This is a genomic window from Catenuloplanes nepalensis, from assembly GCF_030811575.1.
GTDB classification, from domain to species: Bacteria; Actinomycetota; Actinomycetes; order Mycobacteriales; family Micromonosporaceae; genus Catenuloplanes; species Catenuloplanes nepalensis.
Genome location: NZ_JAUSRA010000001.1, coordinates 5,467,201 through 5,487,799, shown reverse-complemented (window position 1 = coordinate 5,487,799; position 20,599 = coordinate 5,467,201). Strand labels below are relative to the sequence as shown.

5 protein-coding genes are annotated in these 20,599 nt (G+C 73.9%); all 5 read left to right on the top strand.

Annotated features, from left to right (window positions below; translation table 11 throughout):
• Positions 1 to 383: 383 nt before the first annotated feature.
• Positions 384 to 13,844, top strand: coding sequence for a hypothetical protein (locus tag J2S43_RS23390; RefSeq protein WP_306832592.1), 13,461 nt, complete (start codon positions 384 to 386; stop codon positions 13,842 to 13,844).
• Between the two features lie 19 nt (positions 13,845 to 13,863).
• On the top strand, positions 13,864 to 15,972 hold the full coding sequence (locus J2S43_RS23385; protein ID WP_306832590.1) for a hypothetical protein: 2,109 nt from the start codon (positions 13,864 to 13,866) through the stop codon (positions 15,970 to 15,972).
• Positions 15,963 to 17,051 carry a CE1758 family FMN-dependent luciferase-like monooxygenase gene (locus tag J2S43_RS23380; protein WP_306832588.1) on the top strand — a complete coding sequence of 363 codons (1,089 nt, stop codon included), beginning with the start codon at positions 15,963 to 15,965 and terminating at the stop codon, positions 17,049 to 17,051. Before J2S43_RS23385 ends, J2S43_RS23380 begins: the two co-directional genes overlap by 10 nt.
• A gap of 2,055 nt (positions 17,052 to 19,106) precedes the next feature.
• Complete coding sequence (locus J2S43_RS23375; RefSeq protein ID WP_306832586.1) at positions 19,107 to 19,892, top strand: zf-HC2 domain-containing protein; 786 nt, start codon at positions 19,107 to 19,109, stop codon at positions 19,890 to 19,892.
• Positions 19,893 to 19,968: 76 nt separating this feature from the next.
• Entirely contained in the window at positions 19,969 to 20,550 is a 582-nt protein-coding gene (locus tag J2S43_RS23370; protein ID WP_306832584.1) for a sigma-70 family RNA polymerase sigma factor, read from the top strand.
• The last annotated feature ends 49 nt before the right edge of the window (positions 20,551 to 20,599 follow it).

Here is a 20,599-nt window from a genome sequence, read left to right as displayed (position 1 = left end):
AATGCGTGAATCGCCGGTGCCGCGATTGTCGTCGTGTTGCGCGCGTGGCCTCGGCAGATCGCTGGTGCAATCTCCACGTTGAATAGACGGATGTCTCATGCGTGTCACGCAAAACGTCCGCCTTCGACCGAGTCGGGGGACATGTACGTCCCCTTTTTCTAGGACTTGCTTATTGCTCGACCGGCCTTCACCGGCTGTTTTGCGAGTGGTGAACGATCATATACCCCTTCTTAACCACGTTGATCGGCTGCGTTCATGTTCATGCTGCCGGAAAGTCCTCGTTCGCATGGTTGGGTCGCCTCCGCATCGCAGTCGTCCCGTGAGGAATCGTCGTGGCAGATCGAGGGTTGACAATCCAACTGGTGTGTCCGGACGGGCGGCTGGTGGATGTCCCGATCGGAATGTACTGGCACGAGGGCCCGGTCGACGGCCCCGTCAACTGGGCCGCGTACGTGACCGCCCGCGCGGGTACGGCGCCCTCCCGGTTCAACACCCGCGCCGACGCCAAGCCCGCCTGGGTGCACGTGCCGCCCGAGGCCGCGAACTCCCAGTCGCTGAAGGGCGCGCTCATCCGCCGCCCGGCGGCCGAACTCGACCGGATCGTGCTGCACCCGCTCTGGGAGGTGACCGGCGGCGACGAACTCGCGCAGGTCGGCCGACTGGTCAAACACCTGGACAGCCAGGCCCACGTCGACCGCCCGAGCCTGCCGTCCACCGCTCGCGGCCTCGAGGGCACGATGGCGGTGCCGGTCACGGCGGACCACCTCGAGGCGACGACCGATGCGGAGGCGGTGGCCGTCCGGGTGCTGCCCCCGCATCTGGCCGCGGACCGGGAGGCCTACGCGGCGGCGGTGGAGCGGGCCGCCGCCGGCACCGGCTCGCCGGTCGACCGGGTCCGGGACTGGCTGGCGGCGTTGAGCGACATCCGGGCGCGGTGGCAGATCCCGGTCGAGGTCGACGGCCAGGACCTGGCCCAGGGCGCGGCCCGCAGCGCCGGCACCTGGATGGCACTCGCGGTGCGGCTGCTGTGGTGGGGCCCGTCCGGCACGCTGGGGCCCTGGACGGACCTCCAGCGGCAGGTGCTGCCGTCCGCACCGGCCGAGGCGCAGAGCCGGATCGGCGCGCCCGCCGTCCCGCTGGACGCGTCCCGGGTGGTGGCGCTCCTCGCCGCGGACCCCGGCTCCGGACTGCTGATCTGGACCGGCACCGGGCTGGAGGAGACGTTCCGCGGTGCCCTGCTGGCTGACCGGCAGGGCAACCTGGTGCTGGTCAATCCCCGGTCGGACGGCAACCCGGTCCAGCAGGTGACCGCGGACTCGCTGTCCTGGCTCGCCGGGCCGGCCATGCGCGGCGTGCTGCTGGACGTGGACGCCGACCCGGTGCCGTGGACCGAGTTCGTGCGAATGGACGCGCCGATCGAGGGCGCGGATCCGGTCGCCACCGTGCTCGGCGGCCTGATCGACTCGGCCGGCCGGCCCCCGGCGGCCGCCGCCGGCGCCACCGGCACGCGGTCCCCGGCCGCGGACGTGCTCGGCGTCACCTATGCCCGGCCGGTCGAGCCGCAGGCGCTCATGGCGATCCCGCCCGGCGCGGTGACGCCGGTGTCGGTCGACGTCGCCGGCCGGTCCGTGCTGGTGCATCGGGTGTCCGCGGACGAGTTCCAGGTGATCGAGCCGGCTGCGGACGGCGGCCGGCGGACGGAGACGTTCCTGCTCTCCGAGGACGTTCCGCTGCCGTCCCGGATCGCGCTGCCGGTCGGCGCGGACGGTCGTGTGGTCGCGCTCGATCTGGCGTCCCGGCTGCCGGTGACCGGCGGGCCGCTGCCGGCCCTCGATGCCGACCCGCCCGTCCCGGTCGCGGCCCCGCTGGCGTCGTGGCGCTGGCCCGCGGGCGGGTCCGTCTTCGATGGCGCACCGGACGCGGTCAGGGAGGGCTGGGCCGGTGATCCCGCGGCACCGTCCATCGACACGGTGGCGCGCGACGCGCTGCTGGCGGTGATGCCGGACGCGATCGGCCGCGCCGTCTCGCAGCTGACCGGCACGACGTCCACCGGGCCGGGTGACCGCAGCTCCTTCATCCTCAGCGGTCCGGCCTTCGGTGCCGGCGCGGCGGATACGGTCACGCTGGCGATCCGGGTCGCGGGCCAGGCCGCACTGGGCTCCGACGCGCTGCGGGTGCAGCGCGGCCCGAACGACTCGCTGACCGTGCTCGTGTCCGAGCGGCTGGCGCAGTTCGCCCAGGCCGGCGACGAGGCGGCCGGGCGCCTCTCCTGGCTCCTCGGCCGGGCGTTCCTCAGCCTGTTCGCGCAGCTGCGGACGCGGCCGGGCTCGGCGAAGGGCAAGGAGCCCCAGCGTGCCGACGTGCTGACCGGGGACCCGGCGGGCGGCCCCACGCTGGCGCTCTCCGACGTGGCCGTGGTGCACGAGCTGGCCGTACTCGGCGAGTGGATGCGGTCCGGCGAGATCGATCCGGCCGCGGTGGACGAGCTGCTGCCGCTGATCGACTCCGCCGGCCTGTGGCCGCACCAGGCCGGTGCGCCGCGCCGCGCCGCGCTGATCCGCGAGCACCTGGCGGGCTCGTCGCTCACCCGCGAGGCGCAACGGAACGTCACCTGGGTCCTGGATCACGCCGGTGATCCCGGGTGGATCCTGGACCAGCTCGACCGGGGCGGCAAGGGCCTGGCCCACCTGCCGATGAGGTCCCAGCTGGCGCTGATCCAGGCCCGCACCCGGGCGGAGCTGGCGACGGCGGAGACCGGCCCCGGGCCGGTGACCGAGCCGGTGCCGGAGCTGCCGTCGTCGCGGGACCCGGCCCCGCCGGTCTACCTCGGCTACGGCGCGCTCGGTGACCTGGAGGTGGTAGCGCCGCCGGAGGTCAGCGACGAGGACCTGGAGCGTACGGTGGACGCGATCCTCGACCGGCTGCCGGAGCTGCCCGCACCGGCCGAACTCGCCGGTGACCTGGATCCGGCCGTCGAGTACGTGCTCGCCGCTCCGCCCGGCGAGGCGCCCGTGCACCTGCCCGGCGCCCAGCGATTCGCCGCGGAGACGCGGAGTGAGATCCGGCAGGCGGTCCGGGCGGAGCTGGCCGACCTGTTCCGGGCCGCCGAGGCCGGGACCGACCCGGTCGGCGAGGCGGCGCGGGAGAAGTGGGAGCGGGCGCTCTTCACCGGCCGGGTCGTCGTGGCCGGTGGCCGGGCGATCTGGATCCGGCCGGTGCTGTCCTCGCCAACGAAGATCGATTACAAACCGTCCGACACCCGCCGGTACGGCGTCGGGTTCTCCGGCACGACCACCAGCACCGCGGACTCGGTCGCGCCCGGCGGCTCGTGGAACCTCGGCATGGACGCCGCCGGCCCGCTCGACTTCATCAACCCGTTCATCCCGCAGCTGTCGATCCAGAGCGCCTCCGGGCTCGGCTCCTCGTCGACCGCGGTGGTGTTCGGCGGGCACCGGCTCTTCGTGCCGAAGCTGTCGTACTTCTCGGCCGGCATCGCGTTCGAGATCTACATCGACGGCAGCGAGGACGGGCAGCCGTGGACCACGGTCCCGTCCGACACCACGATGACGACCGGCTGGCCGGAGATCCTCTCCACGGCGAGTCCGCGGCCCGCGGACGCCACGGTCTCGACGGTGCTGCCGGACACCGGTGCCGAGCCGCGCCCGGTCTCCTCGCGGGTGGTGCTCAACGCGATCAACCCGGTGCCGCTGATCAGCCGGTGGCTGCGTGAGCTGCGCAAGAGCCTGACGGCTCCGATCGCGGCCGACGTGCTGCGCCAGGGCGTCGATCAGCTGCTGAACGAGCGGACGCTGCGGATGCGCGACCAGGTGCTCTTCGACGACGGCGAGCAGACCGACCGGATCCAGGCGCGGTCGGGCACCGCGTCGTTCAACGGGTACCTGGTGCTGCGTCCCACCCAGGTCGGCATCGAGATGGTGGACATCACCGACGGGATCACCACGCGGGCGGACCGCGGCGTGGCCGCCATTCACGGGCTCAACGCGAGCCACCCGGCCGGCTTCAAGATCAGTAAGGCGTGGGGGCTGCCGGGCCTGCCGTGGCCGATCGCCTCGGCCGGCCTCGGCATCGGCGGAGGCTACAACCGAACCAGCGCGCTCGGGGTGACCGCGACCGGGCAGAACCACACGGTGATCATGCAGCGCGGCCCGCACGCGCGGTACCGGGTGTCGATCGAGCTGACGCTGATGACCCGGTCCGGCGCCACGGTGGCGCCGGTGACCGTGACCGTGGTCGCGGAGCGTTCGGTGATCCTCAAGGACGCGGCCGCGTTCGAGCGGGAGATCTTCGGCCGGGTGTTCTCACCCGAGCTGGGCGCCGCGGGCACCGCGCCGGCCCGGGCGACGCTGCCGCCGCCGGTCACGCGTCCCGACTACCGGGTGGCCGACGGGCTGCTGCCGGTTCCGGCGCCGGACGACACCGTGCCCACGACCACGACGGGCGACGTGGTGTTCTGGCGTCCCGGCGACGAGCGGGCGCCGTGGCCCCCGGTCCGTGACCCGGCGGCGGACCGGCACCCGTACCCGCCGAAGATGGTCGTCGAGTTCGGCGAAGCGCTACCGAGCCGGTCGTGGAGCCAGCGGTCCCGTACCCCCGAGGGGATGTTCCTGGAGATCTTCGGGGCCGCGCCGTACCGGCTGGGCGCGCCGCAGCCGAAGCCGGGCGAGTCCGCGTCCATGGTGATGCGGCGTGGCGGTGAGCACCTCCAGGCACTGGTGCTGATCGGCGGGGAGAAGGTCGGGTCGTCGCTGTCCCGGGTGCTCGGCGCGTTCGACACGGTCATCTCCACGGCGGTCCAGGGCGACGGAGTGCTCGACTGGGGCAAGATCCCGATGCCGGCCGGGGAGGTGGAGCTGGGCCCGGAGGCACGGCGCCGGGTGGTGCAGCGCGCCGGCAAGAACGCGATGGAGGCGGACGACGGCCGGATCCAGGTGGGCCGGCTGTTCGACGTGTCCGTGCGTGCGAAGGCCGACGACATCCGGACCGTCGATTACCGCGTCCTGGTGCTGACCCGGAGGGGCGACCACACCGGCACCGAGCAATACCAGCTGACCGTCAACTCGCGCAGCGTCGGCGCGCAGGGCACCTCGGGGTCGCTGGCGACGTCGTTCTCCGCCGACGTGCCGGGCTTCGCCGGGATCTCCCTGCCGTTCGCGGCCGGTCTGCGCTTCGCGTTGAGCGCCGGGTACTCCTCGTCCGCCGGCGACAAGCTCAGCTACGGGCAGCAGCAGTACCGCCGGACCGAGACCGACGGCGACGTGCTCGACCAGCAGTACGGCGCCGAATATCTGATCGCCGTGCTCCGGCCGAAGGACGGCAAGTTCCTGGCGTGGACGCTGGACTTCGCGAACAACGGCACGGCCGCGCGGATCGTCGTGCCGATGGAGTACGTGCCGCGCACGCCGGACGGGATGCTTCGCACGCTGACCCCCAGCGAGGTGCAGCAGGGATCGCAGCTGCGGCCGGTCACCCACCGGGCGTGGGAGTCCCAGAACCACCTGCCGTTCGCCTCGGCCGGAACCGACGGCATCGTGGCGAAGTTCGCGTCCATGCCGGAGCTGATCCGGCACGCCGCCGAGGGGCTCGGGTTCCCGGCCGCCACGCTCGAGGACGCGATGAGGTGGCCGGCCGAGCTGTTCGACCTGGCCGCGCCGGACACCTGGGGGCAGTACTTCGACGAGCTGACCGGCCCGCGCGGGCACCGCACGCAGGTGACGCTGCCCGACGGGACCGTGGCGAGCGTGGTGACGAAGGTGCGGGTGACCGGGCTGCGGCCGATGCCGGGCACCGCGGAGACCGAGCACTACCGGCGGACGGAGACCGGGGCACAGCGGCACGCCACCACCGCGCTGAGCCTCGGGGGCAAGGCCCAGGTGCCGGTGCACGCCGGGGCGCTCGGGGTGGTGCCGAGCGGGAACGTCGGCGGTGCGTACGACTGGGGCGACGCCGAGTCGTACGGCACGCAGAGCATCGGCCGGGCCACGTACCCGGACAGTGCCCAGTACCAGGCGAACTTCTCCGTCGCGCTGACGTTCTCCACGACCGGGCGCACGACGGTCTTCGCGGGCAGCGGCCTGCTGAACCTGCTCGTCCCGGACAGCAAGCTGCTGGACCTGCTGAGCTTCGTCCCGCACCTGGGTACCTGGGTCGTCGAGGCGCTCGAGTCGGCGGAGCCGCCACCGCCGATCCAGGACTTCCGGCAGGTCTCCCCGTTCGCCCCCGTCTTCCCGGGCGCCAGAATGGCGCCGGAGCTGCGCCACTTCGACCGGATCATCGGCGTGGACCTGTTCAACGCGTTCATGGTGCGCATGTGGGAGCGGCGCCGGGCCGCGACCCAGGCGCCGCGCGAGCTGATCGACCCCAGCCTCCGGGACGCGCTGTTCGCGGAGTGGCTGTCCGTGCCCGACCTGCTGGACGGCATCGTCGGCGGCGTGGAGGGCATGGGACTACAGCTCGACGACCTGCTGCGCGCCGCGCTGGACGCCAGCTTCGCGCCGGACAAGGTGACCAACCAGTACCCGATGCTGCCGGGCGGGATCGTCCGGTGGTACCCGGTGCGGTCGCCGCTGCGCAGCGGCACCTCCTACCTGCTCATCTCGATCAACGGGCGGACCGACGAGCAGGCGACCACGGACCTGGCCCGGGACGGGATCGCGCTGACCATGCGCCGGCAGGCCACCGGCTCGAACACCATCACGTCCGGCTGGAAGCTCAGCTACGGCGGCGGCATCACCGGATCGATCAGCGAGTCGGCCAGCATCCTGCCGTTCTCCGTGCTGGACGGGTCGGGGCTCGGCCAGGGGCTGGGCGTCACCCGCGCCACCAACCTCGCCGGCGAACTGTCGGCGGACCGGTCCACGAAGGACATCTTCCGCGCGCAGCCGAAGCAGTCGCACGAGTTCAACCACCCGATCACCGTGCAGGTGCAGATCCAACTGCTCCGGGAGTTGCCCGAGCCGCTGCGCTCGCTGAAGAAGCTGTTGCAGCTGACCGGGTCGTCGATCTCCTGGCTGGCCGGGTTCGAGGAGCTGTCCCGCGATCTGTGGCGGGCCGCGGACGGGCCGTACGGCGTGGAGCGGTCCGGCCTGTCGGTCGACGGCAACGCGCGCCTGCTCGCCCCGCTTGCGATCACCGCGCCGAAGGCGCGTCCGGGCGTCTGGTCACACCACGCCGGTACGCCACCGGAGCTGCGCGGAAACGAGGGGATACCGCGGGCGCGGTGGGCACAGCCGGCCCCGGAACGGCCGGACCTGAACCGGGAGCTGATCCACGAGCTGAGGACGAACCAGACGCTCTACCCGTGGACGCTCGGGCCGCTGGCGAGGGCCTTCCAGTCGTTCATCGAGCAGGCCGAGAGGTCCGCGCCGGGCCGCCCGCTCGACGCCGAGGACGGGCTGGCACCGCGCCCGGGCGCCAGCGGGATGACGGCCGGCCGGGAGCACTTCCACCTGTCCGAGGCGAAGCTGGTGACCGCGATGATCCAGCTGCTGGAGCACGAGTACCGGGTGCCCGGCACCGACGTCACGCTCGGCGTCGACCTGTGGCACGAAGAGGTCTACCAGGACGCGGACGGCGCGACCCGGTCGGCCGCGATGAAGGGCCGCCGGTACCAGCAGGTGGCGCAGAAGTCCGCGCTGAAGGAGAAGGGGACGGTCAGCCAGGGCGTCGACGGCTCGTTCAGCGTGCACACGCCGTTCGGCGGGCTGTCCGCCTCGCCGGTGTGGTCCGGCAAGACGGACCACACCGGCTCGGCCTCGTCCAAGCAGACCCGGGAGCGCAACGCGGAGCGGGTCGGCTCGCTGGAGCACTTCCGCTACGACCTGACGGGCTACCTCAAGGGACCGAAGGGCACGGTCGAGCTGCGGCTGAACCGGGCCATGTGGATCTCCCGGGCTGCGGACCGCACGCCGCCCGCCGCCCGGGCGCTGACGCCGCTCACCGTCGCCGAGAGGCCCGGCGACGGGCTGCTGGACGAGCCGCGCCCGGCCGGGCCGGAGCAGGTCACCCAGCTGCTCGACGAGGCGGCGTCGACCGTGGCCGACCTGGTCGGTGAGCACACCGGCCTGCGCCTGGCGTCGCCCGGCACGTCGCCCGGCACCGAGACGCCGCCCACCCGGCGCGCGTTCACGGTGGAGTCGCCGGACGGCACCACCGTGTTCGCGCTGCGTGTCGAGGCGACCGCGGACGTACGGCCGGGCACCGCGGCCGAGCTGACCGACGAGCCGGCCACCGGGGCGGGCGAGCCGCGCGGGTTCGTGCTGCGGGTCTGGGACCGGCTGTCCACCTCCGCGCTGCACCGCGCGGTGTCGCAGGCGGCCGGCGCGGTGCTGCACGCGTCGCGCCGGCCCGGCTGGACGCCGCCGCCGGGCGCGGCCGACGTGCTCCGCGCCGGCTCGGTCGTGCCCGACCAGCCGGTGCTCGGCCCGCGGGACGTCGGCTGGCTCCACCACCTCCGCGCGCTGGCCCGCGAGTTCGTGCAGGCGCCGCCGGCCGGGCAGACGGCGCTCGGGCATCGGGCCCTCGTCGTCTACCAGCAGCTGGGGCTCGCCGCGGGCATGCCGCGCGCCGACGAACGGATGGGCGCCGTCCTCGACTTCCTGTACGACACCGAGCTGTTCCCCGACGGCGACCGTCTGGCCCTCGTCGAGCTGAGCCGGCACGTCGACGACCTCGTCCCGGAGATCGCCGGGTGGGAGGGCCTGCTGGCCGGCCCCGAGGTGACGCTGCCGCCGCTGACCGGCGGCCCGGACGCCGCGCTCACGGATCAGGTGCGCGACTTCGCCACCAGCCTGATCCAGCTCGCCTACCAGCGGCTGTTCGCCAACGAGCCGTTGCCGCGGCCGGTGGTGACTCTCCCCGGCGGGGACGCCGGCACGTTCCGCGAGGCCCGGGCGGCGATCGTGGACGGTCTGCTGATTCCCGCGCTGGCCGAGCTGGCCGGTCCGTCCGCGATGGACCCGGGCGGCCAGGCGCTGCCGATCACGGTCGGGCAGCTGATGCCCGAGGTGCGCGCCGGGTCGGGGGACCAGGCCCGGCTGACCGTCCGCACGGACGTGGCCGGCGCACCGGCGAGACCAGTGCGCCGGGTGGCCGGACCGCAGGACTCGCTGTCCGTCGCGACGCCGCTGACCGGTACCGAGCTGACCGCGAGCGAGCTGCCCGCCCGCCTCACGCCGATGCTGCGGCAGCTGGCGGACGCGGTCGCCACCGGCACCGGCCCGCTGTTCGAGGCGGGCGGCGGCCCGGGCGCCGTGCGGGTCGACATCGTGATGTTCCCGGCCCGGCCCGGGTCGGCGACGCCGGAGCAGCTCCGGCAGGCGGGCGCGCTGATCCGCGCCGGGTTCGAGTCGTCGGTCCGGAGCGCGCAGCCGCACCTGTCGCCGACCACATCGGTGTCCGTGGTGGACGGACCGGCGGCCGACCTGGCTCGCACGGCCGGGCCGGGGGCGACGGCCGGGTTCACGCTGCGCGTCACGATGCCGCCGGGCGCGGCCACGCCCGCCACCGCGCTGACCGTGCCCGCGCCGTCCTCGTCGTTCACCGGGTACCGGGCGCCGGAGGCCGAGGGGCCGCCGGCTGTTCCGGACGACGGAGCGGGCCGGCAGATCACCGACTGGCTGCGGGACCGGCATGGACTCACCGGCTCGTTCGCGCCGGCCGCCGGTGCGGACGTCTGGTGGCAGTGGCTGGGGCGGAGCACCACGGCACCGCCGGCCGAGGGCACCGCGGACCGGGCCGGGTGGGAGGCCGGCACCGGCGACCCGACGCACCTGAAGCTGACGATCGCGGAGGGCGAGCACGGCGACACGGTGGTCACCCCGCGGATGCTGACGCAGCTCCAGACGCTGGTGAACGACCTCGCGCGGGCGGAGTCCGCCGCGCGGCCCCGGGCGGGACAGCAGGCCCAGCTCTCCGTCGCGGTCTACGCGGTCGGCGGGCAGCCGGCCCCCGGGCTGGAACCGGCCGGCCAGGGGTACGCCGACCAGCTCGCCGCCGCGCTCCGGCAGCTGCTCATCCGCAAGCTGCTGCCGGCCGGCGCCGGCGCGCAGGTGAGCGCGATCTCGCTCGGCCTGATCACCCAGCCGGTGGCCGGCGCGCGCGAATGGGGCGTGGCGGTCTGGTGGTCCGGGAACCAGCCGCTGCCGAGAGGCCCGCAGCCGGGCACGCTCCGGCCGCAGGCGCTGGAGAACTCGCGCTTCCCGGTGGAGATCGTCAGCCGGCAGGGCTCCCGGTCCTTCGCGCCCAAGATCGCGGACAACGACGCCGCCACCTGGGAGACGATGCGCGAACTGCCGCGCCAGATCGGGCGCGCCGCGGCCTGGTCGTCGGCGGCGGGCCGGCCCGGCCCGGTGGTCCACATCCGCATCCCGGACGTGGACCAGCTCGGCCGGGACGGGGCACCGGTGGACGGGTCCGGAACGCAGCGGGCGGAGGCCGTCTTCCGCTACCTTTCGACCAGCCTGATCGCCAACACCAGGAGCCATCTGCAGCTGCGGTACGGCAACCGGGCCAAGGAGCTGTTCGAACGGATCTCGTTCGACGGGCAGTACACCCCGCTGGAGGTCGGCGACGGCACCCGTACACCCGTGATCGAGGTGGAGAACGTCGCCGCGCCGCCGCTGGGCGAGCCGGCCGACTGGCTGATCGACCAGCACATCGTCGAGATCGACGTCACCGGGGTGGATCACGGCGAGCAGCTCACGGTCGAGACCTTCGACCAGTTCGCCACGTCGGCGGTGGTGCGCAAGGATCTCGGCCTGACACTGCCGACGATCTCCGTCTCCGTCCCGCCGCGGGGAGCCGGCTGGGCCCAGAACACGCTGCGCCCGGCCTTCGACGAGGCCGTCGCCCGCGCGGTGCGGCGGCTCGGGACGGGCCTGGACCCGAAGGCCCTCACCGGCGAGCTGTGGACCGGCTCGACGGTGGTCCCGGACGGCGCGCCGGACAGCGAGACGTTCCGGCTGATCCTGACCGACCTGTCGGTCCCGCGTGCGCTCGGGCCGTCGAACGGCACCGGGCCGAGCGGCGAGTACCTCGACCCGGCCCGCAGCAGCTTCGACATGGCGCACGAGGTCGCCTGGGCGAGCTTCCCGCTGGGCACCGCGCCGCTGCGCCGCCTGGGCCCGGTCGCCGACGCGGTGCGGCCGGGCCTCACGCCGGTGCCGAAGGAGGAGTGGCCGCAGGTCATCCAGCCCGGCGTGGCACCGCGGCCGCCGGGCGAGGCGGAGGGGATCCCCGCGCTGTTCGACACCCGGCCGACCCGGCTCTACCGGTCCACCGTGCGCGTCGAGGCCGCGCCGGGGCGGTTCGTCTCGATGCGTTTCCTGCGGATCAAGCTGGAGCCGATGGGGCCGGTCTCCGCGCCGGAGACGGCGCGACTCGCGCGGCACGCCCGGGACGCGGTCCGGCAGCTCAACCACCGGTTCCGGTACCCGAGCGGGGACCAGGCGCACTTCGTCCTGGACATCCTGCCGGAGGACGCGGACGAGGGTGATCACCTCACCGTCCAGGTGCCGCACACGCTGGGCGGCACGGTCGCGGCCACCCCCACGGCCTGGCCGGCCGACCTGCTGGACCAGCCCGCCAGGGTGATCCGCAACATCCTGGCGCAGGAACTGTTCCACCGGTTCCGGGTCGACGACGAGTACCCGGATGCGGAGCGGGTGCTCATGAACACCGCCTTCGCGAAGGTCTGGTCGGACCGCACCGTGCGGCGCTCCGCGCTCGGCACCACGACGCCCGTGGTGATGAGCGACGCCGACACCGTCACCGGCCACGACCTGCCGACCCTCATCGCGGCCCGCTACCTCTTCCAGATCGAGGCGGACCAGCAGTCACGCGGGACCACGCCGGTGGTCACGTTCGCCGAGTTGCAGCGGTTGACGGGGGGAGCCGTGCCGGCGGCGCCGCGGCTCGACGTGCCGCACCTGCCCGACGGCGTGGAGGCGGACGGCATGGTGCTCCGGATCGGCGCCCGCAACGCCGAACCGGGTGCGCCGGAGCTGTATCGACAGCTCAAGACGGCCGCGGCGACGGCGGCCTTTCCGGTCGTCTTCCTGGACACGCCGGCCGGCCGGACGCCGGGCCCGGAACTCCTGCGGCAGCTCGACGCGACGCTGCAGGTGCTGACCGGTGCGGGCAGGGGCGCGCAGGCACGGCCGAAGCCGATGGTCGTCACCGCGGCCGCGGTGCGCCGCGATCCGCTTCCGGACGGCACGGCACCCGGCGACCTGGCCGGCATCGTGCACGGGCACGGGGCGACGTTGCTGGCGCACGACACCGTGTCCGGCAGCCGGCTCACCCTGTTCGGTGGTGGGTGGCGGGTGGTCGGCCCCGGGCGGGCCGGACCGCTGCTCGGCGCCACGCTCACCCCGGTCGTCCTCGACGCCGCCCACGTCGAGGAGCCGCTGCCGGACGGCGTGGTTCCGGTGATGCAGCACCTGCACACCGGTTTCTACGCGGTCGAGAGCTGGTGGAACACGGCGGACGCCAAGGAGCGGGCGCTGGCGGAGACGGCCGCCCGGGAGGCCGCGGCGGCCGGGACCGGCACGCGCGTCCTGGTGGTCGGCATCTCCGCGTCGGACAAGCGGCCCGCGGACCGCGGCTCCACCGGGCCGGATCGTCAGGGGTACGCGGACATCCCGCGGAACCGGGCGTTCGACAGGGTCTGGCGGGATCTGACCACGGTGGCGCGGGCGGTGCGGTCGTTCGCCGCGTTCGACGCGGCGTCCCGGTCGTCGGTCCTGTCGGCGGACGACGTCGTCGGCCGGAGACCGGAGGTGCTGGCCCTGTCCAGCTCCCCGGAACTGCTGAAGACGCTGTCCTCGCTGGACGTGACCGTGATCGACCGAAGCGGGCCGGGCAGCGCCTCGGGCGGCGGCCTGACGCTGGACTGGGCCTGGCAGGTGACCGGCCCGTCCGTGTCCGGGACGCGGAAGCAGTTCGCCGCGAAACTGACCTCCGAGGTGTTCACCACCTCGCACAAGCTGAACGCGCCGGTGCCGGGCCAGGCGCTGCCGGAGCCGATCGCCGCGCTGCTCCGGGCCGAGACGCTGCAGGCCAAGCTCGAGGTCGCCGACCGGTACGGCGCCCAGCTGCGGACCGAGGCCATGCGCGACGTGCTGGCCGGCCTGACCGGGTTCGCGGACGGGGACCTCCTGGGTACGCTGCGGCGCTGGGGTGACGGACTGCCCGGGAAGCTCGTGCCGAAGAGCAGCGAGGCGCGCTCCACGCCGGACTTCACGGTGCCCACGCCGATGGACGAGCCGACCCGGCACCTCGCGGCGATCCACGTGTTGCTGACCTGGTCGGCCGCGCAGCCCGTCACGCCACCCGCCGCGCAGGTGCGGCACCCGATGGAGACGAGAAGCCTTGAGGTGCACCCGCCGCTCACCGGGCCGATCGGGGCCTCCACGCTGCGCAACTACCTGCAGCGCGCGTCGCAGGAGGGGGCGGATCGGACCAGCTGGGACTGGCTCCTGATCCGGGCCCTCTACCAGCCGGACGCGAACGGCGGACGAGGGCTGACGCCGGGCGAGGCGGCCGCGCTCGCGGTCGGCGTCGCGCGTACCCCGCAGGACTGGGCGACCGCGATGGTGTTCGTGGCCATCGCCGCCCACGTCGAAGGCGACCGCCTCGGTATCGACCGGAACGCGCTGAACGGGCTGCTCGACAAGATCATCGGCAGCCTGCTGTGCGACCTGCCGCCGCTGCGCCGCGCCGAATGGGTGCTGCAGGGCGACGTCCTGGGCGAGGTGCTCCGGCAGCACGCCCCGCACGCCGCACTCGACGTCACCGATCGGATCAAGAACACCATCGGTTGCTGAACCTTCCCGGGAGTTCGTTGTGTCGATAGATCTGCTGGACCCGAATTCGGCCCGTGCCTCGCTCTGCGGCGACGGCCGGATCGGCATCGGTCATGGCATCACCTTCCTGAATCCGACGATGACCAAGGACGTCAGCTCCCCGGCCCGGATGGAGACGCTGTATCCCCGGCAGGGGAAGACGCCGGGAGAGCTGCCCGGGTACAAGCAACTGCTGATCCACGCCGGTGACGACGCCGCCTCACTGGACGCGGTGCTGAAGAAGGGCCCGTCGCAGAGCACGGTCCTCCGCTACCTCCAGTTCGACCTCGGCGCGGACACGGTGGTCTACGTCCCGCCCGGCGACCTGGCCAAGACGCTCGGATTCGACGAGCTGAGCGCGATCGCCGGGGTGCTGCAGGTGCCGGTCCGGACGTTCAACCCGGAGATCGGCGGCCGGGATCCGAACCGGGTCTGGCCACTGCACGACGGCGTTCTCGCCGGCGTCGGGCAGAGCGCCGACTCGTTCCTGGTGCTGCCGGAGAACCAGCGCGGGTCCGAGTTCCTCGGCCGTCCGGAGCTGGTCGACCTGGTCACCCGGACCGCCGGGCAGGGCGGCGTGCCGGCCACCCTCAGCACGGTCTTCCAGCAGCTGCGATACCACGGTACGACCGCGACGTTCGGCCCACCGGCCGCGGTGGTCGCGTCGGTCTACGCGGACACGATGCGGCTCTTCGACGGCGCCGAGCCGCTCGGCGCGGAGGACGTGGCGCGGATCGAGGCCGAGCTCGGCCGGAAGGCGATCTCGCTGGACGGCAACATCGACCTGGCGCAGCGGCTGCGGGTGATGCCGGCCGGCCGCCAGGCGCTGCTGATCGCCGACGACCGGGTCTTCGTCGTCGACCACGGCCCGATCGGGCCGGTTCCGCTCGATCTCACCTCCGGTACGGAGGCCACGCTGCCGGCCGCGCCGGAGGACCTGAGGCTGCTGCCGCTGGACGCCGCGAGCGGCCTGGACCAGCAGATCCAGGACCTGCTGTCGACCCGCCCGTCCAGCGCCCAGCAGTACCCGCCGCGGCTGCTGGGCGGCGTGCGCAAGGTCGAGGCCGAGACCCGGTCGGCCGTCTACGAGATCGGCCCGGCGTTCTCCGCCACCTGGCGCGACCCGGTGATCAGCGCGGCGGGGCAGACCGGGGCGCCGCTGATCACCGTGAACAGCCCGTCCGGCAAGCCGCTGTCGACCGGGGCGGTCGGGCAGCTCGCCGGGCTGCTGGTCCAGCTGGTCACGCAGAAGCAGAAGCCGATCGTGGTGACCAACGCCGCGCTGAACCCGGATCTGACGCGGGTGGTGGACACGTACAACGTCCGGATGGTCCGGGTCACCCAGTCCGGGATCGCGGACCTGGACTGGCGGTTCCGGCCGCCACGCGGCAAGGACGAGAAATCGCTCGGCACCACGTTGACGCCGGCCGGCCTGCGCACGGTCGACTCGGCGGACACGCCGCAGACCGGCACGACGGCCGCACCGCAGCTCAGCCAGTGGCTGACGATGGAGCCGAGCCTGCGGTCCCAGTTCTTCTTCGAGCACCGGGCGGCACTCACCAGTCCGGCCTCGATGGAGGTGCTGACCGGCTTCCTGGGCGCGATCGACGACCTGCCGGGCCGGGTGACCAGGACCACGACGGCGAGCGAGCCGGAGGTCGCCGCGCTCGAGGCCGCCGGTCTCACGCAGTCCAGCCTCACCGCGCTGAAGCTGGCGGCGAACGAGGAGATCTCGGCGGACGTGATGGCCGTGATGGCGGAGCCGCGCGGCCCGGGGAGCATGTCCAAGATCCTCGGGCTGATCGGCAAGGTGCCGAAGGCCGACCTGATCGCGCTGACCGCCGGGTACGGCCAGGCGCAGGCCGTGGTGGAGGCGATGGACACGCTGCGGCAGCTGCGGGAGACCGACCCCGGCAACGCGCTCAAGCGCGCGGCCGGTGAGATCGCCGCGCTGACGCCCTGGTTCCGCCGGGACAACGAGGCCGCCGACCCGGGCGCATGGGTCCGCGCGCTCGGCGCCGAGGCGCAACGCCTGTCCGCGAACACGGAGGACCAGTTCTGGAACGACGGCCTGACCGAGATCGCACAGGCGATCATGCGATGCGAGTGACGCCGGCCGAGTTCGGTGTGCTGAGCCTCGGCGACGTCGCGACCGATCCGGGCACCGGCCGGCGACCGTCCGAACAGGACCGGCTGCGGGCGATCGCCCGCATCGCGGTCACGGCCGAGGAGGCGGGCTTCGACGTCTTCGCGCTCGGCGAGCACCACGAGCCGCCCTACGTCACCTCGGCGCCGGCCGTGCTGCTCGGTCACCTGGCCGCGCGCACCGAGCGGATCACGCTGTCCACCGCGACCACGCTGATCACCACCGGTGACCCGGTGCGGCTGGCCGAGGACTACGCCACGCTCCAGCATCTGGCCGGTGGCCGGCTCGACGTGGTCCTCGGCCGCGGGAACAGCCGCCCGGTGTACGAGTGGTTCGGCCAGGAGTCGCGCACCGGCCTGGCGCTCGCCGCCGAGCGGTACGCGCTGCTGCGCCGGCTCTGGCGCGAGGAGGAGGTCGACTGGGAGGGCGAGTTCCGCAGCCCGCTGCGCGGCTTCACCGCGGTACCACGCCCGCTGGACGGGGTGCCGCCGTTCGTCTGGCACGCGTGCACGAGCAGCCTGGAGACGGTGGAGCTGGCGGCGGCGTACGGCGACGGGCTGTTCACCAACCACGCGTTCCTGCCCTGGGCGCACGCGGCCCGGCTGGTGAACCGGTTCCGGCAGCGGTTCGCCGAGCACGGCCACGCCGGCCCGGCGCGCGTCGGACTGGGCGGCCAGGTGTTCGTGCGGCCCCACTCGCAGGACGCGGTCCGGGAGTTCCAGCCCTACTTCGACCGCTCGCCGCTCTACGGCCGGAGCCTGTCGCTCGCGGACTTCCAGGCGTCCACGCAGCTGGTGGTCGGCAGCCCGCAGCAGGTCATCGACCGGACGCTGAGCGCCCGCGAGCACGTCGGTGACTACGCGCGGCAGCTGTTCCACATCGACCCGGCGGGCCTGCCCCTCGGCACCGTGCTGGACCAGCTGGAACTGCTCGGCGGCGAGGTGCTGCCCACCCTCCGCCGGGAGACCGCCGCGGCGCCGGTCTCGCCGGGCCGACGGGATGACGTGGATCAGCGCGTGCGGCCCGCCGGCGGTCCGGCGTAGGGGGGTGCCAGCAGTGGACGAGGTTCGTCCTTGCGCCCACGGATCGTGCAGGAAGGCCGCCCGCGGCCGACCGGTGCCCAATGCCACTCAGCCTAAGTTGATCTTGACCCGAGGCCGGCCCGGCAGCAGCGCGCCGGCCTGCGGAAATCCTGTCCGCCGCATCCGGCGGCGGACAGTCGAAGGCGGGCACGTGGTGTGCGAACGCGCAGGTCAAAGACTATGGCCAACTTAGGCTGAGTGGCGTGGGTACCGGTCGGCCGCAGGCGGCCTCCCTGCAGGTCCCAGCCCACTCACCACCCGAGCCCCGCCCCGCCCAGCCCAGCCCGGCCCCGCCCCGCCCGGCCCGGCCCGGCCCGGCCCGGCCCGGCCCGGCCCGGCCCGGCCGACGCTCTCACCAGAGCCCGCAGGCCCGAGCCGGACCCGGCACGCTCCTCCTTGTAGAACCGGTAGGCATCCTCGCGCTCGGAAACTCCGTAGAAAACGACCGGCATGCTCATCACCTGCGTCGCGCGCTCAGTGGGTCGATACCGGCGCCTGAGTGATCAATCAGTGGAGCAAAAGATAGGTCAACTTCGCTAGTTGACCTATCTTTTGCTCCACTGATTGATCACTCAGGGCTGGTGGGGAGCCCGTCCACCGAGATCTGCCACGCGGGCACGACAAAATATGGCGAAATTTCGGGCGCGCAGCGCCCGGCTGGCGCAGCGCCCGGCTGGCGCAGCGCCCGGCTGGCGCAGCGCCCGGCTGGCGCAGCGCCCGGCTGGCGCAGCGCCCGGCTGGCGCGGTGGCCGGCTGGCGCAGCGCCCGGCTGGCGCAGCGCCCGGCTGGCGCGGTGGCCGGCTTGCGCAGCGCCCGGCTTGCGCAGCGCCCGGCTGGCGCGGTGGCCGGCTTGCGCAGCGCCCGGCTGGCGCGGTGGCCGGCTTGCGCAGCGCCCGGCTTGCGCAGCGCCCGGCTGGCGCGGTGGCCGGCTTGCGCAGCGCCCGGCTTGCGCAGCGCCCGGCTGGCGCGGTGGCCGGCTGGCGCGGTGGCCGGCTTGCGCAGCGCCCGGCTGGCGCGGTGGCCGGCTGGCGCGGTGGCCGGCTTGCGCAGCGCCCGGCTTGCGCAGCGCCCGGCTGGCGCAGCGCCCGGCTTGCGCGGTGGCCGGCTTGCGCAGCGCCCGGCTTGCGCAGCGCCCGGCTGGCGCGGTGGCCGGCTTGCGCAGCGCCCGGCTTGCGCAGCGCCCGGCTTGCGCAGCGCCCGGCTGGCGCGGTGGCCGGCTTGCGCAGCGCCCGGCTTGCGCAGCGCCCGGCTTGCGCAGCGCCCGGCTGGCGCGGTGGCCGGCTTGCGCAGCGCCCGGCTTGCGCAGCGCCCGGCTGGCGCGGTGGCCGGCTTGCGCAGCGCCCGGCTTGCGCAGCGCCCGGCTTGCGCAGCGCCCGGCTTGCGCAGCGCCCGGCTGGCGCGGTGGCCGGCTGGTGGAGTGCCGGGCTTGCGCGGTGGCGGGGGTCGCGTGGTCACCGGTGCGGGCCTTCGGGTACGGCGGCTCGCTGGGGCTGGTGTGGGGGTTCGGGTTGCGTGGTGGCTGGCTCGTGGGGCGCTCGGGGTGCGCGGTGGATGGGGCGAGGCCCCGGGTTGTGGGGGTTTGCGGGAGTGGCGGCGGACTTTGCGGGGAGGCTGGACTGCGTGAGACCGGCGGCCGATGCCACTTAGCCCAAGTCGAGTTTGACCCGAGGCCGGCCCGGCAGCAGCGCGCCGGCCTGCGGAAATCCTTTCGCCGCATCCGGCGGCGGACAGTCGAAGACGGGCACGGGTGTGCGAACGCGCAGGCCAAAGAGCATGATCAAAATAGGCTACGTGGCATTGGACCGGTGCCCGCGGGAGCATGCCCGGAGTGGGCACGCCGGAAGCGGGAGAACGGTGACTCTGGGCGAAGCCCGTCAATGGCTCTCCGTGGAGCTTCGGCGAGGCGCTCGCCGATGTGCGGTATCGAAGGTCACCGGTTGTTGCTCGATCGGCCACAGTGGTGGGAGCATCGTGACTCGCGGTTCCTGCCCCGAAGACCCGAGGTTCAACGTGCTGATGGACGACACGGATCGGCATCCGGTCACCGAGTTGCTCGGTGCGTACTACATGGATGCGCTGCCGATCGAGCAGGGTGACGAGATCGAGCGTCACCTCGCCGGGTGTGTCCGCTGCCGGGAGACCGCGGACGAGGTCATCGAGCTGGTCGCGACGCTCGCACTGGTCGAGGGGGACGGCCGGCGGGAGGTCATCGACGAGTTCGGTGCGGTGCCCTCGCAGAAGCCGGCCGGGGCGGCCCCCGAGGTCGTGCCGGTGGTCTCGGAGAAGCGTCCCGAGGAACGCCCGGCGGTCCGGAACGTGCGTCCCGCGCGCGAGACCCGGGACCGCACCCGGCCGCCGCGAAGTCGCCGCCGGCGGGCGCTGGTGCTGACCGGCGCGCTCTTCGCCGTGGCCGTGCTGGCCGCGGGCCTGGCCGGGGTGGCGCTGCTGCGCGGGCTGACCGGATCACCCGCGGACGGCTACGAGACGGTCGCCGCCACCGGCCGGGAGGGCGCGGCGTCGCTCTCCGTCGTGGTGAGCGAGCAGGAGCAGGGCGGCGCGCTCGTCGAGGCGACGGTGTCCGGTCTGACCGCCGGCACCGGTTACCGCCTCTACGCCACGGTGGCCGGTGGCGAGATCGTCCTGGTCGCGAGCTGGGCGGACACCGGGGAGGTGCAGGACCTGTCCGGCCGGCTGGACGGCGAGATCGGCGAGATCGTGTCGTTCACCGTGACCGGGCCGGGCGGGGGCGCCGTGGTGACGGCCGACTTCCGCACGGCGACCAGCAGTACGCCGCCGCGCTGACCCGCGAGCGGCGCACGGATGCAACCAGTTGACGGACATGCCCACACGCGCGTCCACCTGATCTCCTTGGTGGTGAATGGTGAACAGCACGTCCTCGATCCCTCGCAAGGACGCCGGGGACTCCGAAGCGACGGGTGAGACGCCGGAGGCGGCGCTCCAACACCTGCAGCGGGTGCACCGGCCGGTGCTGCTCGCCTATGTCCGGCAACTCGTCAAGGGCGACGCCCACTGGGCCGAGGACGTGGTCCAGGAGACGATGGTGCGCGCCTGGAAGAACCCGGACGCGCGGATGGCGGACGGCCGGTGGAGCCGTGGCTGGCTGTGCACGGTGGCCCGGCGGATCGTGATCGACAACATCCGGGCGGCCGCGGCCCGCCCGGCGGAGGCGCCGGACGAGCTGATGCCGGAGGTGGCCGCGGCCGAGATCGACCTGGCGGCCCGGCTCGACGACCGGGAGGTCCGGGCCGCGATCGCGGTGCTGCCGGAGCGTCTCCGTACCGTGCTGGTGGAGATCTTCTACCAGGAGCGGACGGTCGCGGAGGCGGCCGAGGTGCTGGACGTGCCGGCCGGGACCGTGAAGTCGCGGACGTTCTACGCGCTGCGGGCGCTGCGGGGTGCGCTGGACGAGCGGGGCTACACGCGGCATGACCGGGACTGACCGTCCAGCGCCTGTATCGACGTGGGAGACGGGCCGCGGCGAGGCCCGG

Bases quoted from the DNA above. Each gene is read 5' to 3' on its own strand.
- J2S43_RS23380 (WP_306832588.1), top strand. From the start codon at position 15,963: ATGCGAGTGACGCCGGCCGAGTTCGGTGTGCTGAGCCTCGGCGACGTC.
- J2S43_RS23375 (WP_306832586.1), top strand. From the start codon at position 19,107: ATGGACGACACGGATCGGCATCCGGTCACCGAGTTGCTCGGTGCGTAC.
- J2S43_RS23370 (WP_306832584.1), top strand. From the start codon at position 19,969: ATGGTGAACAGCACGTCCTCGATCCCTCGCAAGGACGCCGGGGACTCC.